Origin of the sequence: Nonomuraea sp. NPDC005501 (assembly GCF_040605905.1) — a bacterium.
Taxonomy (GTDB): Bacteria; Actinomycetota; Actinomycetes; order Streptosporangiales; family Streptosporangiaceae; genus Nonomuraea.
In genome coordinates this window covers 39,700-55,432 of record NZ_JBEXDT010000003.1, presented here as the reverse complement: position 1 = coordinate 55,432, position 15,733 = coordinate 39,700, and the positions used below count along the sequence as shown (strand labels likewise).

Annotated in this window: 13 protein-coding genes; 10 read left to right on the top strand and 3 right to left on the bottom strand. The window is 72.0% G+C overall.

Annotation, left to right across the window (positions count from 1 at the left end):
- Nucleotides 1–29: 29 nt before the first annotated feature.
- Together ABZS51_RS03235 and ABZS51_RS03230 are read right to left on the bottom strand one after the other, a co-directional pair.
- Complete coding sequence (locus ABZS51_RS03235; RefSeq protein WP_355435520.1) at nt 30–1,304, bottom strand: hypothetical protein; 1,275 nt, start codon at nt 1,302–1,304, stop codon at nt 30–32.
- A gap of 201 nt (nt 1,305–1,505) precedes the next feature.
- Nucleotides 1,506–2,543: a LacI family DNA-binding transcriptional regulator gene (locus ABZS51_RS03230; protein ID WP_355435517.1), complete on the bottom strand. Its 1,038-nt coding sequence runs from the start codon at nt 2,541–2,543 to the stop codon at nt 1,506–1,508.
- Nucleotides 2,544–2,812: 269 nt separating this feature from the next.
- Here ABZS51_RS03230 and ABZS51_RS03225 point away from each other — a divergent pair, with 269 nt between their 5' ends.
- The 7 genes from ABZS51_RS03225 (at nt 2,813) to ABZS51_RS03195 (ending at nt 11,576) form a co-directional block, all read left to right on the top strand.
- Nucleotides 2,813–4,087 carry an extracellular solute-binding protein gene (locus tag ABZS51_RS03225; protein WP_355435515.1) on the top strand — a complete coding sequence of 425 codons (1,275 nt, stop codon included), beginning with the start codon at nt 2,813–2,815 and terminating at the stop codon, nt 4,085–4,087.
- A gap of 7 nt (nt 4,088–4,094) precedes the next feature.
- Nucleotides 4,095–5,057 (top strand): sugar ABC transporter permease, encoded by a 963-nt coding sequence (locus tag ABZS51_RS03220; RefSeq protein ID WP_355435512.1) that lies wholly within the window; start codon nt 4,095–4,097, stop codon nt 5,055–5,057.
- Complete coding sequence (locus ABZS51_RS03215; protein ID WP_355435509.1) at nt 5,057–5,899, top strand: carbohydrate ABC transporter permease; 843 nt, start codon at nt 5,057–5,059, stop codon at nt 5,897–5,899. The genes ABZS51_RS03220 and ABZS51_RS03215 overlap by 1 nt, the downstream gene beginning before the upstream one ends.
- 21 nt (nt 5,900–5,920) lie before the next feature.
- The gene (locus ABZS51_RS03210; protein WP_355435506.1) at nt 5,921–8,248 is read left to right on the top strand and encodes a glycoside hydrolase family 3 N-terminal domain-containing protein; all 2,328 of its coding nucleotides are present in this window, start codon (nt 5,921–5,923) and stop codon (nt 8,246–8,248) included.
- Nucleotides 8,245–9,822 carry a glycoside hydrolase family 43 protein gene (locus tag ABZS51_RS03205; RefSeq protein ID WP_355435504.1) on the top strand — a complete coding sequence of 526 codons (1,578 nt, stop codon included), beginning with the start codon at nt 8,245–8,247 and terminating at the stop codon, nt 9,820–9,822. The genes ABZS51_RS03210 and ABZS51_RS03205 overlap by 4 nt, the downstream gene beginning before the upstream one ends.
- A gap of 115 nt (nt 9,823–9,937) precedes the next feature.
- Nucleotides 9,938–10,696, top strand: a complete 759-nt coding sequence (locus ABZS51_RS03200) for an IclR family transcriptional regulator (protein WP_355435501.1) — start codon at nt 9,938–9,940, stop codon at nt 10,694–10,696.
- Nucleotides 10,697–10,736: 40 nt separating this feature from the next.
- Nucleotides 10,737–11,576 (top strand): SMP-30/gluconolactonase/LRE family protein, encoded by an 840-nt coding sequence (locus tag ABZS51_RS03195; RefSeq protein ID WP_355435499.1) that lies wholly within the window; start codon nt 10,737–10,739, stop codon nt 11,574–11,576.
- A gap of 63 nt (nt 11,577–11,639) precedes the next feature.
- Here ABZS51_RS03195 and ABZS51_RS03190 read toward each other — a convergent pair whose 3' ends face one another.
- The gene (locus tag ABZS51_RS03190) at nt 11,640–12,581 is read right to left on the bottom strand and encodes an alcohol dehydrogenase catalytic domain-containing protein (protein ID WP_355435496.1); all 942 of its coding nucleotides are present in this window, start codon (nt 12,579–12,581) and stop codon (nt 11,640–11,642) included.
- A gap of 269 nt (nt 12,582–12,850) precedes the next feature.
- On the opposite strand from ABZS51_RS03190, the gene ABZS51_RS03185 reads away from it, so the two are divergent.
- From ABZS51_RS03185 to ABZS51_RS03175, 3 genes are all read left to right on the top strand, one after another.
- Nucleotides 12,851–13,933 (top strand): alanine racemase, encoded by a 1,083-nt coding sequence (locus ABZS51_RS03185; protein ID WP_355435493.1) that lies wholly within the window; start codon nt 12,851–12,853, stop codon nt 13,931–13,933.
- A 24-nt stretch (nt 13,934–13,957) separates the two neighbouring features.
- A complete protein-coding gene (locus ABZS51_RS03180; protein WP_355435489.1) occupies nt 13,958–14,722 on the top strand; it encodes an SDR family NAD(P)-dependent oxidoreductase in 765 nt (254 codons plus the stop codon).
- Nucleotides 14,723–14,840: 118 nt separating this feature from the next.
- On the top strand, nt 14,841–15,722 hold the full coding sequence (locus tag ABZS51_RS03175) for a hypothetical protein (RefSeq protein ID WP_355435486.1): 882 nt from the start codon (nt 14,841–14,843) through the stop codon (nt 15,720–15,722).
- Nucleotides 15,723–15,733 lie beyond the last annotated feature (11 nt).

The window sequence follows — 15,733 nt, the reverse complement described above, 5'->3', positions numbered from 1 at the left end:
TCGCGGGGATCACCGGTCACGCGGGGGCCTCACGGTGTGAGCGTGACGGCGTACGCGTCGAGAGGGTCCGCCCAGTCGATGGTCACCGTGACGGAGCCGCCGCCCACCTCGGCCCGGCTGTCGGAGACCGTCACCGGCGCGGCGACGTGGGAGCCGGTCGCGGGAAGGCGCTCCACCCGGATGTTCGTCGATCCGCCGCTCAGCAGGTAGGGCGGGACGTCGTCGTACCGGACGGCCACGTGGCCCGCCTCGGCCGCCGGCGTGGCTCCCAGCACGGCGATCGACCTGCGGGCGGCGGGATCCTGGAAGACCACGCCGTCGCGGGCCTCGGCCGCCCCGGGCGTGAGGCCGGCACGCACGCCGCTCTGCTCGGCGTAGCGCTTGTACACCCACCACTGGCCCATGGGCAGCCCGGTTCCCGCGGTGGTGAGCTCGCCCAGCGTGTCGTGCAGCGACGGCGTCCGGCCGGCCATGCCCCAGTTCGCCCGCGACCCGTCGCAGCCGCCCCGCTCCAGCCGCGCGACGTACCACGCGGAGGGACCCGGCTGCTGGTCGTCCCCGGCGGCCCCGTACTCGTTGACCGAGAACCCGGAGACGCTCATGTCACGAGCGGCCAGCTGGGCGCGCGCCTCGGCGGCCTCGGCGGCCGGGTCGCCGGGCAGGGTGTGCCAGCTCAGCACGTCGGGGACGACGTCGTTCGCCTTCACGTAGTCGAGGTAGGCGGCGAACCAGGGGTCCCCGGGCGAGCACGCCGAGCTCGGGCCCACGATCACGGCGCCCGGGAGGGCGGCCCTGATGGCGAGGGTGCCGCGGCGGAACATCTCCAGGTACTGGTCCTGGCCGCGACCGCGCCAGAAGGCGTCGTAGTCGGCCTCGTTCCACACGTCCCAGCGGATGTCCTCTCCGGTGATCCCGTCGGCCTTGGCGTCGCCGACGATCTGGTCGAGGAAGGCGGTGTAGCCGCTCCAGTCGCCGTCGTCCCCCGGATAACGCGGGATGTCGGCCCCGTCGGCGCCCCACAGATCGGAGAGCAGAACCTCGAGGTGGGCGCCGGTCCGCCCGGCCCGCGCGCGGTACGCCTTCACGAGGTCCCACCGTGCGGCGTACCCGCCGGTGACCCAGCCGCCGTCGGGAGCGGGGAGCTGCGAGCCGCCCGCCCGGAGCTGCCTGACCTTGATCTCGTCCGTCATGGGCGGCGGGGGCTGGGAGGCGTCAGGGGAGAGGCCGTAGAGGAAGCCGGACGCCCGATACGTGGGAGCTCCGCCGCGGGTCGCCATGTCGATGACGATGCGGTCGACGATCATGTCGCCTCCGTGGTCAGGGCGCGTGCCGCGCGGTCGTCGGCCGGGAGCCGTGGGGGAGGCGTGCGTTCCTGTGATAGCGCTAACAGCTGACGCTGGGTGCTCACGCCTGTGGTCCGCGTCACGTTAGGCGGGCCCATGACGCACTGTCAAGGGTTCGCCGAAGCCATACGTACGGAGAAATCACAGAAAGTTTCGGTCAGATCAGCGAGCGGGCGGAGCGGTGCTGCCCCGGACGACGAGCTCGGTGCCCAGCTCGACCCGGCCCTGGGGTACCGGGCCGCCCCGGGCGAGCGTCACCAGCATGGTGGTCGCCGCTGCGGCCATCTCGGTCAGCGGCTGGCGGATCGTGGTCAGCGGCGGCAGTGCCCAGCGCATCGACGGCAGGTCGTCGAAACCGACCACGCTCAGGTCGTCCGGGACCCGCAGCCCCATCGCGTGGGCCGCCTGGTAGACGCCGATGGCCTGGCCGTCGTTGCCGGCGAAGATCGCGGTCGGCGGGTCGGGCAGCCGCAGCAGCGCGCCGGCCTGGGCGAGGCCGCCCTCGACGAGGAAGTCGCCCTGGCGGATCAGGTCCGGGTCGACGGGCACACCGGCCATGTCCAGGGCGGCGCGGTAGCCGTCGAGTCGGGCCCGGTTGCACAGGGCGTAGCCGGGGCCGGTGATGATCGCGATGCGCCGGTGCCCGAGCTCCAGGAGGTGGCGGGTGGCCGCGAGGCCCCCGCTCCAGTTGCCCGCGCCCACCGAGGGGAGTCCGCTCCCCGCGTCGCCGGTCGGGTCCAGGAGGACGAGGGGGATGTCGCGGGCCGCGAGCTGGGCGCACTGGTCGTCGGTCAGGCCGGAGAACACCGGGATCACCCCGGTCGGGCGGCGGGTCAGCACGTCGTCGATCCAGTCGCGGCCGGCGACGTGCCGGTGCCGCAGCTCCGAGACGACCACGGCCAGGTGGTGCTCGCGGGCCACCTGCTGGACGCCTTTGATGATCTCTATCGCGTAGTCGCCCTCCAGCGCGTGGAAGACCAGCTCCACCAGGGGGGCCTGGCTGACGCGCCGCCGCTGCCTGCGGTAGCCGTGCTCGCGGATGAGGCCCTCGACCAGGGCGCGGGTCTCGGGCGCGACCTCCGAGCGGCCGTTGACCACCTTGGAGACCGTCGCCGTGGACACCCCGGCCAGCTCGGCGAGCTGCGCGATGGTCAGCGGCTGGGCGGGCGCGGAGCCGTACGGCTCCCTGGTCGCGGTCATGGCGGCAGTCTAACCAGAGCGTTTCGGGCGTTGACCCGACTGTTTCGGCGATCTTACGGGCAGGTTCTTGACGGGTTTCGAGACATCCGCCTAAAGTCCCGGCTTAACGATCGGCCATATTGCCGAAACTTTCAGGACCCGGCGTCCTTCCCGGCGAGGGCGCCGCGCTGCCGGTCGACGAGAACTCCCGTGCCAACCCCCTTCGACTCCACCGCCGCCGCGCCCGGCGGCCCGTGCCAGCACTGAAACCACCATCGGAAGAGATCGCCGTGAAGTCTCGCATCATCCCCTCGGCCGCGCTCACCGCGGCACTCGCCCTGGCCACGGCCGCCTGCGGAGGCGGGAGCACGTCGTCCCAGCCGGCCGGCGACGGCAAGTCCTTCGAGTTCTGGTCGTTCACCGGGATCAACCAGAAGGTCTCCGTCGAGGGCTACCAGAAGCAGAATCCGGGTGTGCAGGTGAAGCTCACCGAGGTGGGCAACTCGGTGGAGACGGCGCAGGCGCTCACCACCGCGCTGGCCGGGGGCAAGGTGCCCGACCTGGTGCTCATCCAAGGCGACGACCTGCCCAAGTTCGTGCAGCAGCCGCAGAACTTCCAGGACCTGCGCCAGTACGGCGCGGACAAGGTCAAGGGCGACTACCTCGACTGGGTGATGAGCCAGAGCACCGCCAAGGGCGGCGAGATCATCGGCATCCCCACCGACGTGGGCGGCATGGCCGTCGCCTACCGCACCGACCTGTTCAAGAAGGCCGGGCTGCCCACGGACCGGGAGGAGGTCGGCAAGCTCTGGCCCACCTGGGACGCCTTCATCGAGACGGGCAAGAAGTACACGGCGGCGACCGGCAAGGCGTTCGTGGACAACGCCGCCACCAGCGTGTTCTACCAGGCGGTCAACCAGGGCCCGCAGAAGTACTACGACCCCTCCGGCAACGTCGTCTACAGCACCAGCCCGCAGGTCAAGGCCGCCTTCGACCTGGCCATCAAGGCGGCGCAGGCCGGGATCACGGCCAAGCAGAGCTCGTTCACCGACGGCTGGAGCGCGGGCATGGGCAAGGACCAGTTCGCCGTGATCTCCGCGCCGTCCTGGATGCTGAACGGCATCCGCACCAACGCCCCCGGCACCAAGGGCAAGTGGGACGTCGCCGTCATCCCCGGTGGGGCGGGCAACTGGGGCGGCAGCTATCTGGCCATCCCCAAGAACGCCAAGAACCCCAAGGCCGCCTGGGACTACATCGCCAAGACGCAGTCGCCGCAGGGCCAGCTGGACCACTTCGTGGACTCGGGCGCGCTGCCCACCACCCCGTCGGTCTACAAGGACCCGAAGCTGACCGGGCTGAAGGATCCGTTCTTCTCCGACGCGCCGACCGGCACCATCTACACCACGTCGCTGCTCGGGCTGAAGCCGTTCCACATCGGCCCCGACAGCTCCGCCATCGGCCAGGAGTTCCAGAACGCCATCACCAACGTCGAGCAGGGCAAGGGCGACCCGGCCAAGGCGTGGGACGCAGCGCTGGGCAACATCAAGACCGCCATCGGCAAGTAGGACGAGCGTGACGACGAGCATCGGCACGCGGCGGGCGGCCGGCAGGCCGCCCGCCGCGCCCGCGCCCCCCACAAGCGCGCGGCAGCGCATCAGCGAGCGGATCGCCCCCTACGCCTACATCGCACCGTTCTTCCTGATCTTCGGGGTGTTCGGGCTGCTGCCGCTCCTTTTCACGTTCTATGTGGCGCTGTTCGACTGGAACCCGATCGGTGAGCACGTCTTCATCGGCTTCGACAACTTCAGCCGCCTGCTCGCCGACACCCGGTTCTGGAACGCCGCCTGGAACACCATCAGCATCTGGCTGCTGTCCACCGTGCCGCAGCTGGTGCTGGCCCTCGGGCTGGCGCACCTGCTCAACCACGCGCGGCTGCGGATGGCGGTGTTCTTCCGCATGTCGATGCTGGTCCCGTACATCACCTCGGTCGCCGCCACCACGATCGTGTTCGCCCAGATGTTCGACCGCGACTACGGCCTGCTCAACTGGGTGCTCGGATGGTTCGGCGTCGAGCCGATCGACTTCGTCCAGTCGGTGTGGGGCAGCCACGTGCTGATCGCGGTCATGGTGACCTGGCGCTGGTTCGGCTACACGACGCTGCTGTACCTGGCCTCCCTGCAGGCGATCCCGCGCGCGGTCTACGAGGCGGCCGCGGTGGACGGCGCCGGCGGCTGGAAGCAGTTCCGCCACATCTCCGTACCGTCGCTGCGGCCCGTCATCGTGTTCACGATCGTGACCTCGACGATCGGGGGCCTGCAGATCTTCACCGAGCCGCTGCTGGTCTCCCGCAGCGCGCCGCTCACCTGCGGGCCGATCCGGCAGTGCCAGACGCTCACGCTCTTCCTGTACGAGCAGGGCTTCGGCCAGTTTCAGTTCGGCTACGGCGCGGCCATCGGCGTGGCCCTGTTCGTGCTGGTCGTCGCCGTGGCATCGCTCAACTACGTCCTGTCCACCCGCATCCGTCCGGAGCGATGATGACCGAGCCGAAGCGGCGTTCCGCCGAGCGCGTGCGCTGGTGGACCTACCTCCTGCTGGCCCTGGCGGTGCTGGGCTGCGTGTTCCCGCTGTACTGGATGTTCGTGGTGGCCACCACCGACACCGCGACCGCCACCCGGCTGCCGCCCGAGATCGTGCCCGGCGGCAACTTCTTCCACCTGGCCGGGCTGGTGTTCACGACCGTGCCGTTCGTCCGCTCGATCGTCAACAGCCTGATCGTGGCCGGGACGATCGGCGTCGGGCACGCCGTGCTGTGCTCGCTGGCCGGCTTCGCCTTCGCCAAGCTGCGCTTCCCCGGCCGCAACGCGCTGTTCCTGGTGGTCGTGCTGACCATGACCGTGCCGACGCAGCTCGCCGTCATCCCGCAGTACATGATCATTTCGTCGCTGGGCTGGGTGGACACCCTGCAGGCGCTGATCGTGCCAGGACTGGCCAGCGCGTTCGGCATCTTCTGGATGCGCCAGCACCTGTCCACCACGATCAGCGACGAGATCCTGCAGGCCGCCCGCATCGACGGTGCGACGACCTGGCAGATCTTCTGGCGCATCGCCTTCCCGCTGGTGCGCCCGGCCGCGTTCGTGCTCGGGCTGCTCGGCTTCGTCACCGCGTGGAACGACTTCCTGTGGCCGTTCATCGTGCTGAAGTCGCCCGAGATGTACACCGCGCAGATCGCCATCAAGGCTCTGCAGAACAGCTACACCGTCGACCTCGGCCTGGCCATGGCGGGCTCGTTCCTGACCACGCTCCCGCTGCTCGTGCTGTTCGTCTTCGTGGGCCGGCGCATGGTGGCCGGGATCATGGACGGCGCCTTCAAGGGCTGAAGCACTCACTCTGAGGAAGTCATGACATATGTGAACGTCCCGTGGCGGGACCAGGGCCGCACCCCCGCCGAGCGGGCGGAATCCCTGCTGGCGGAGCTGACCCTGGAGGAAAAGGTCGCTCAGCTCGGCTCGGTGTGGATCCGCGTGGACGACGGCGGCGAGGTCGCGCCCATGCAGGACTTCTTCGCCGTGCCCGGCACCGGCCTGGACGATCGGCTGCGCGACGGCATCGGCCACCTCACCCGCGTCCACGGCACCGAGCCGCTGAGCCCCGCCGAGGGGGCCGAACGCCTGCGGCTGCTCCAGGAGCGGGTGGTGGCGGCCAGCCGGCTCGGCATCCCGGCGATCGCGCACGAGGAGTGCCTGACCGGGTTCGCCGCCTTCGGCGCGACCGCGTACCCCACGCCACTGGCCTGGGCCGCGACCTTCGACCCCGCCCTGGTGGAGCGCATGGCCGCCGCGATCGGCCGCGACCTGCGCGCCGCCGGCGTGCACCAGGGACTGTCGCCGGTGCTCGACGTGGTGCGCGACTACCGCTGGGGGCGCGTCGAGGAGACCCTCGGCGAGGACCCGTACCTGGTCGGGCAGCTCGGCGCCGCCTATGTGCGCGGTCTGGAGCAGACCGGGATCATCGCCACGTTGAAGCACTTCGCCGGGTACGCCGCCTCCCGCGCGGCGCGCAACCACGCGCCGGTCGGCATGGGCCCGCGCGAGTTCGCCGACGTGATCCTGCCGCCGTTCGAGACGGCGCTGCGGGAGGGCGGGGCGCGCTCGGTCATGAACTCCTACACCGACGTCGACGGCGTGCCGGTCGCGGCGAGCGCCGACCTGCTGCGGCGGCTGCTGCGCGAGGAGTGGGGGTTCGACGGGACCGTGGTGTCCGACTACTGGTCGATCCCGTTCCTGGCCACGATGCACCGCGTCGCCGAGGACGACGCCGCCGCGGGCGCGCTCGCGCTGCGCGCCGGCATCGACGTGGAGCTGCCCGAGACCCGGAGCTACGGCCGCAACCTGGTCGAGCAGGTGAAGGCCGGCCGGGTGGAGGAGTCGGTCGTGGACGAGGCGGTGCGCCGGGTGCTGCGGCAGAAGGCCGAGCTGGGCCTGCTGGACGGCGGCCTGCTCGTCCCGGAGGGCGCGGCGGACGCCGACCCGGACAGCGCGGCCAACCGCGAGCTGGCCGCCGCCGTCGCGGAACGGTCCATCGTGCTGCTGCGCAACGCCGGCCGGCTGCTGCCCCTCGACCCGCGGACGACCGCCAGGATCGCCGTCATCGGGCCCTGCGCCGACGACCCGCGCACCCTGATGGGCTGCTACTCCTTCCCCAACCACGTGCTCGACCGGTATCCCTCCCGCGGCATGGGCCTGCCGGTCGAGACCGTCCTGAGCCGCGTCGAGGCGGAGTTCCCCGGCGCCGCCGTGCGGCACGCCCCCGGAGCGGACGTCTCCGGCGGGGACACGTCGGGCTTCGCCGCGGCGGCCGACCTGGCCGCGGGCTCGGATGTCGCGCTGGTGTTCGTCGGCGACCGGGCCGGGATGTTCGGCGGCGGCACCTCGGGCGAGGGCTGCGACGCGGCCGACCTGCGGCTGCCCGGCGTGCAGGCGGAGCTGGTGGAGGCGGTGCTGGAGACGGGGACACCCGTCGTGCTCGTCGTGGTGTCCGGGCGTCCCTACGCCCTCGGCGCGTACGAGGACCGGGTGGCCGCCGCGATCCAGGCGTTCTTCCCCGGGGTGGAGGGAGGAGCGGCGCTCGCCGGGGTGCTGAGCGGCCGGGTGAACCCGTCCGGGCGGCTGCCCGTGCAGATCCCGCGCTCGCCGTCCATCAACCCGTCCACCTACCTGCAACCGCCGCTCGGCGGCAGGGCCGACGGGATCACGGTGCTGGACCCCACTCCCGCCTTCCCGTTCGGCCACGGGCTGTCGTACGCGCCGGTCGCGTACGAGGCCATGGGCACGTCGCAGCCGGAATGTCGTACGGACGGAGAGATCGAGGCGCGGGTGACGGTCCGCAACGCGGGCGAGCGTCCCGTGGAGGAGGTCGTGCAGCTGTACGCCTCCGACCCGGTGGCGCAGGTCACCCGGCCCGTGGTCTGGCTGGTCGGCTTCGCCCGGGTGCCGCTGGAGCCGGGGGAGTCCCGCGAGGTCGCCTTCGACGTGCCCGCCGCCGCGTTCTCGTTCACCGGCGTCGACGGCCGCCGGCTCGTGGAGCCGGGGGAGATCGTGCTGTCGTCCGGGCCGTCGGCGGGCGACCTGCCGCTGAGCGCCCGGATCCGCCTCAACGGAGCCCCGGACGTGCTCGGTGCCGCGCGCCGGCTCACCACCCGTGCCCGTGTCCAGGAGAGGAACCAGTGAACACGCGGACCTACGACAACCCGGTGGTGGCCGGGTTCCACCCCGACCCGAGCGTGTGCCGGGCCGGCGACGACTACTACCTGGTGTGCTCCAGCTTCGAGTACTTCCCCGGCGTGCCGATCTTCCACAGCCGTGACCTGGTGCACTGGCGGCAGATCGGCAACGTCCTGGACCGGCCCTCGCAACTCCACCTGCCCCCGGACATCCCCGCCTCCGGCGGGATCTACGCGCCGACGATCCGCCACCACGCCGGCACGTTCTACCTGATCACCACGAACGTGGGAGGGCGGGGCAACTTCATCGTCACCGCCGAGCGCCCCGAGGGGCCGTGGTCGGACCCGGTCTGGATCGACCTGCCCGGCATCGACCCCGACCTGACCTGGGACGAGGACGGCTCCTGCTGGTGCGCCTTCTCCGGCACCCAGGTCGCGCGGATCGACCCCGCGGCGGGCCAGGTGCTGGAGGGCCCGTACCAGGTCTGGTCCGGCACCGGCGGGAAGTACCCGGAGGCGCCGCACCTGTTCCAGGTGGACGGCCGGTGGTACCTGCTGATGTCGGAGGGCGGCACCGAGCGCGGCCACGCCGTGTCGATCGCCCGCGCCCGCTCGCCGCGCGGCCCGTTCGAGCCCGGCCCGGCCAACCCGATCCTCACCCACCGCGGCACCGACCGGCCGATCCAGAGCACCGGCCACGCCGACCTCGTCCAGGCCGCCGACGGCTCCTGGTGGATGGTGCTGCTCGGCACCCGCCCGCGCGGCTACACCCCGGAGTTCCAGGTCCTGGGCCGGGAGACCTTCCTCACCCCGGTGCGTTGGGAGGACGGCTGGCCGGTCGTGGGGCCCGTCGAGGAGCGCCACCCCGCGCCCGCCGCCTGGCACCCGCTCGCGCCGGAGCCGTCCCGCGACGACTTCGACGGTGACGCCCTGGCCCCGTACTGGATCTCCCCGCGCGACCGCCCGGACGGCTCGTGGTCGCTGACCGAGCGCCCCGGCCGGCTCACCCTGCACGCCACCGGCCCGACCCTCGACCGGCCCGGCCATACCTTCGTCGGCCGCCGCCAGCAGCACCACGACTGCCGCGTCACCGCCCGGCTCGAACCGGCCCCGCCCGGATCGGAACCGCCCGGATCGGAACCGCCCGGATCGGAACCGCCCGGATCGGAGCCGGGCACGGCGGGGCTGTCCATCCGGATGGACGAGGCCCACCACTACGACCTGGAGGTGAGCGGCGGGCGGGCCCGGGTGATCGCCCGGATCGGGCCGCTGCGCCAGTGCGTGGCCGATCGGCCGGTGCCGCCCGGTCCGCTCACTCTCACCATCGACGTCCGTACCCGCGACATCCTGCCGCCGTCCGTCATCGGGCCGGTTGCCGGGCCGCCCACGCAGCCGACCGGCGTGGCGGCCAGGGGCCCGGACACCATCTCCTTCTCCGCGGGGGACACGCTGCTGGCCGAGCTGGACGGCCGCTACCTGTCCACCGAGGTCGCCACCGGCTTCACCGGCCGGGTCATCGGCATGTACGCCACCGAGGGCAGCGCGTGCTTCGACTGGTTCGACTACCAGGCGACCGGCTAGGGCATCAGGGGCACGGCTACTTCCGACAAGTACCCGTTCTGGAGGGCAATGTGAGGCGAGATTCCGGATGACGCGCTAGCATTCCATTGCATGGAATCTTCTGGAGGAGAGCCCCGTGGGTGAGGCCCAGTCCCCGGTGGGGAGCGTCGACCGCGCCCTGCTGATCCTGCAGGAGATCGGCAAGCACAGCCGCGGCGTTACGCTCGACGAGCTCGCCACCCGGCTCGCCCTGCCCAAGAGCTCGCTGCACCGCCTGCTCGGCGCGCTGAAGCACCGCGGCTTCGCCGCGCAGCCCGAGCCGGGCGGCCCCTACTTCCTGGGCACCGAGCTGCTGGCCACGGCGTTCCGATACTACGAGTCCATGGACCTGCGCACCCTCGTGCGTCCGCTGTTGCTGCGGCTGCGCGAGGAGTTCGACGAGACCGTGCACGTGGCCGTGCTCGACGGCGGAGAGATCGTCTACCTCGACAAGGTCGAGGCCGTGCGATCGATCACGATGAGCTCGGTGGTGGGCGGGCGCAACGCCGCGCACTGCACGGGTGTCGGCAAGGCGCTGCTGGCCTGGACGTACCCGACCGACGAGGCCGTCAAGGCGTGGGCCGAGAGGTACGGCCCCCTCGTTGTGCGGACCAGGAACACCATCACCGCCCCGGCCAAGCTCGCCGCCCACATGGAGCAGGTGCGGGACCGCGGCTACGCGCTCGACCTGGAGGAGAACGAGCCGGGCGTGCGTTGCGTCGCGGCGCCGATCTTCCTGGGCAGGACCGTGCCGGTCGCCGCGGTGAGCGTGACCGCGATCAAGGACCGGATGTCGCCGGCCCGGCTGGAAGAGGTCGGGGCGGGCCTCCGTCGCGCGATCTCCGAGCAGCTCTGACCGGAATGCCATTCTGCATCGTGGATTGAAGGGGTTTGGGATGGACCTGAAACCGGTACCGGTTCCCGCGGCCCGGCTCGGCGAGGGGCCACGCTGGGACGACGGCACGGAGACGCTGCTGTGGGTGGACATCCCGGCCGGCCTGGTGCACCGGCTGGACCCCGCCGACGACGCCCTGGAGTCCATCGACGTGGGCCGGCCGGTCGGCGTGGCGCTGCCCCGGGCCTCGGGCGGCCTGGCGCTCGCGGTCAGGGACGGCTTCGCCGTCCACGAGGGGGGCCGGCTGGAGGTGGTCGCCCCCGTGACCGCCGCCGAGCCGCCCGGCAACCGGATGAACGACGGCGCCTGCGACCGCGCCGGACGGTTCTTCGCCGGCACCAAGGCCGAGGACGACACCCCGGGCGCGGGCTCGCTCTACCGGCTGGACACCGACCGGAGCTGCGCGCGGGTGCTGGCCGGGGTGACGATCTCGAACGGCATCGCGTGGAGCCCGGACGAGCGGCTGCTGTACTACGTGGACACGGCCACCGACCAGGTGGACGTCTTCGACTACGACCCGGCGAGCGGCGAGATGGCGAATCGGCGGCGCTTCGCCGGGCTCCCGCAGCCCGACGGCATCACCGTGGACGCCGCCGGGCACGTGTGGGTCGCGCTGTGGGGCGGCGCGTCGGTCGTGCGGCTGCGGCCCGACGGCTCGACGGACCTGACCGTCCCCGTCCCCGCCGCCAACGTGACGAGCTGCGCGTTCGGCGGGCCCGATCTGGACGTGCTCTACGTGACCACCGCCTGGGACGGCAGCGGCGGCGGGGAGCTGTGGCGCTGCCCCACCCCGTACACGGGCCTGCCCGCCAACCCCTACCGCGACCTGCCCCGCCCCTGACGGCCGGCACGCACGGAGAACGGGCGCCCGAAGAGTTCGGGCGCCCGTGGAAGACCGAGAAGGTCAGGCGCCGGGGGACAGGAGGGCCTTGACGGGGTTCGGGTCGCCGTTCATGAGCCTGGTGAAGACCTCCGCCCCCTCGCTCAGCGGGAACGTGTCCACCCAGCTCAGGTCCCAGCTCCCGACCATCGCGGCGGCGGCGGCGAAGTCGGCGCCGGAGTAGGCGAACGAGCCCAGCACCCGCTGCTCCCCGCGTACCAGCCCGGCCGCGTCGAAGCCGGGCTCGGTGTCGGCCAGCCCCAGCCAGACCGCCGTCCCGCCCGGCCGCAGCAGGGCGGCCGACGCGCGACGGGTGGCCGCCGCGCCCACCGCGTCGAAGATCACGTCGTACTCGCCGGTCAGCTCGCCGGTCGCGGCGTCCGCCCCGAGGCGGCCGGCGAGGGCCAGGCGGCTCTCCGACCGGTCGGCGACGTCCACTCCGGCGGCCCCGCCCGTACGGGCGACCTGCAGACACGCCAGCCCGATCGCGCCCGCGCCGATGACACCCACCCGCGCCCCGGCCGGGGCTCCGGCCAGCTCCCAGGCGTGCACGGCGTTCGCCACGGGCTCCACGACGCCCGCGGCCGTCCAGCCGAGTCCCTCGGGCAGGGCGACCAGCGCGGCGGCGGGCACGGACACGCGCTCGGCGAACCCGCCGGGCCGGTGCACCCCGACGATCCGCCGGTTCCGGCACACGTTCCGCAGCCCGAGCGCGCACACGTCGCACGACCCGCACGACAGGATCGGGTTGACCAGCACCGGCCGCCCGTCGTCGGTGCGGCCCGCGAACTCGTGCCCCATCACCAGCGGCGGCACCCGGAAGCCGGGCGACTTGACGCCGTGCAGCTCGCTCCCGCAGATGCCGGAGGCGACCACGTGGACCAGCACCTCGTCCCGGCCGACCACGGGCTCGTCGACCTCCCGCAGCTCCACCGTCGCGGGTCCGGTGAACACCAGTGCCTTCACGGCGTCGCTCCGATCACAGGGTTGGTCAGGGTGCCGATGCCGGAGACGTCCACCTGGACGGCGGCCGGCGGGGGATCGCCGGTGCCGGCGCGTACGGTGCCAAGCCTCATATGTGCTCCCGATTCCGCTATTCAGAATGTAGTTCCGAAACCACGACAGAACATCAGCACCACACAACGATGTCAAGAGTTCCGCGAAACGGAACGCTAGTGCGCCATACGGAATTGGTGCTATTTTCGCCGGGAACTACCAGAGGGGCGGTCCCACGCATGTACCCCGAGATCGACACGCCGGCTCTCGTCATCGACCTGGACGTGGTCAGAGGCAACGTGAGCGAGATGGCGAAGGCGGCGGCGAGCAACGGCGTCCGCCTGCGCCCGCACATCAAGACCCACAAGATGCCCGAGCTGGCGCGCATGCAGCTCGACGCCGGGGCGAGCGGCATCACCTGCGCCAAGCTCGGCGAGGCCGAGGTGATGGCCGACGCCGGGATCGACGACATCCTGCTCGCCTTCCCGATCTGGGGCGAGCCCAAGCTGCGCCGGCTGGCGGCGCTGCGCGAGCGGGCCAGGGTCCGCGTCAGCCTCGACTCGCCCGAGGTGGCGGAGGGGCTCGGCCGGCTGGGCGGGCCCCCGGCGGAGGTCCTGGTCGAGGTGGACACCGGCCAGCACCGGCTCGGACGCCCGCCGGGGCGGCCCACCGCCGACCTGGTGGCCGAGATCGCCGCGATCCCCGGCGTCGAGGTCGTCGGCCTCCTCACGCTGGCCGGGCACGCCTACCACTCCCGCACCGCGGAGGAGCTGGCCGAGACCTCCCGCCGCGAGGGCGCCGACCTGGTGGCCACCGCCGAGCTGTGCGCCCGCGAGGGCATCGCCCTGCGCGAGATCAGCGTGGGCTCCACGCCCACCGCCAGGCACGTCGCGGGGGTGGCCGGGGTGACCGAGATCAGGCCGGGCACCTATGTCTTCAACGACACCGCGATGATCCGGCTGGGGGTCGCCACCGAGCGGACCGCCGGCGCCCGCGTGCTGTCCACGGTCATCGCCCGGCCGACGCCCGAAAGGGTCGTGTTCGACGCCGGCACCAAGTGCCTCACCTCCGACGGCACCGGCACGCCCGACTGGATCAGGGTGGTCGGGCATCCGTACGCGCACATGGACTTCCTCAACGAGGAGCACGGCGTGGCGCTGCTGGAGCCGGGCCACCACGGCGCGCTGCCGGTCGGCACGCGGGTCCAGCTCATCCCCGGTCACGCCTGCTCGGCCGTGAACATGTTCGACTCCGCGTACGGGGTCGAGGGCGGCCGGGTCACCACCGAACTGCGCGTCGCGGCCCGCGGCGCCGTGCGCTGACATGCTGACGAAGGGGGAGGGCGCATGAGGGGACTGGCCGGCAAGAGGGTGCTGATCAGCGGCGGCAGCAGCGGGATCGGCGCCGCCACGGCACGCAGGTTCCTGGAGGAGGGCGCCAGGGTCGTCATCGGCGGGCTGGACCCGGCCGAGGTGGCGGCGACCGCGTCAGAGCTGTCGGCGCTGGGCGAGGTGAGCGGCCTGGCGGCCGACGTGTCGGCGGAGGCGGACGTCTCCCGGCTGGTCGAGGGCGCGATCGCGGCGCTCGGCGGGCTGGACGTCCTGATCAACAACGCCGGAACGGCCTGGCGCGAGCCGTTCCTGGAGATCTCGCCGGAGCACTGGGACCGGATCATGGCCGTGAACCTGCGCGGCATGTTCCTGGTCGCCCAGGCCGTGGCCAGGCGGCTGGTGGACCAGGGCGCGGGCGGGGTGATCCTCAACATGTCCTCCACCAACGGCCTGGGCGGCGAGGCGGACTACGCCCACTACAACGCCTCCAAGGGCGGGGTGCTGCTGCTCACCAGGACCATGGCCGTGGAGCTCGGCAGGCACGGCATCCGGGTCAACGCGCTCTGTCCCGGCTACATCAAGACCCCGCTCAACGCCTCGATCTCGGCCGGGCTGGCCGACGACTTCGTCTCGTCGTACGAGAGCGAGCTGATCCCGCTCGGCCGGGCCGGTCTGGCCGAGGAGGTGGCCGCCGGCTACGCCTTCCTCGCCAGTGACGACGCGGCCTTCATCCACGGCACCGAGCTGGTCATCGACGGTGGTCAGCTGGCCGTCATGTAGATCCACCCCTTGACACGCTCTCCGCTCGGGTGGTGTCCTGTCTGTCCCTTATTCGGAATGACATTCTGTCATACGGAACACGTTCATTGCCTCACGCCCATGAAGTTGAGGTAGATAGATGGCCCGCATCGTCCTGGTCGGCGCAGGCAGCATCACCTTCGCGAAGAACCTGCTCTCCGACCTCCTGACCTTCCCCGAGCTGACCGAGTCGACGATCGTGCTGCACGACATCGACCAGGACCGGCTGGACACCGCCGAGGCGATGACCCGGTGGATGGTGACGGAGCTCGGGATCGGCGCGAAGGTCGAGGCCCACGCCGACCGCAGGGCCGCGGTGGACGGCGCCGACTACGTGATCAACGAGATCGCCGTGGGCGGCATGGACGCCGTGCGCCGCGACTTCGACATCCCCGCCGCGTACGGCGTCCGCCAGACCATCGCCGACACCCTCGGCATCGGCGGCATCTTCCGCGCCCTGCGCACGATCCCGGTGATGGTCGGACTCGGCGAGGACCTGGCCGAGCTGGCCCCGGACTCCACCCTGTTCACCTACACCAACCCCATGTCGATGATCCCCTGGGCGGTCTACGCGGGCACCCCCTTCCGCAACGTCGTCGGCGTCTGCCACGCGGCCCGCGACACGCAGAGGACCCTGGCCCGGATGGTCGGCGTACCCGAGGAGGAGATCTCCTTCCTCACCGCGGGCGTCAACCACCAGGCGTTCGTGCTGCGCTTCGAGCGTGACGGCGAGAACCTCTACCGCCGCCTGGACGCCCTCATCGAGCGAGAGCCGGAGCTGGCGCGCCGCGTCCGCGTGGAGGTCTACCGGAACTTCGGCTACCGGAATGCGGGCCAGTGCTCCGGCCTTCAGGTCGGGGTTGAAGGCCCGGGCGGGGGTGGCCGTCAGGGCGCGGGGTGCCCTGGCCTTTCTGGTCTTTATGCTCGATCCACCAGTGGTAGGACGCCAGGACGGCGAAGGGTGTGCCGTTGCGTTCGATGATGGTGTGCTCG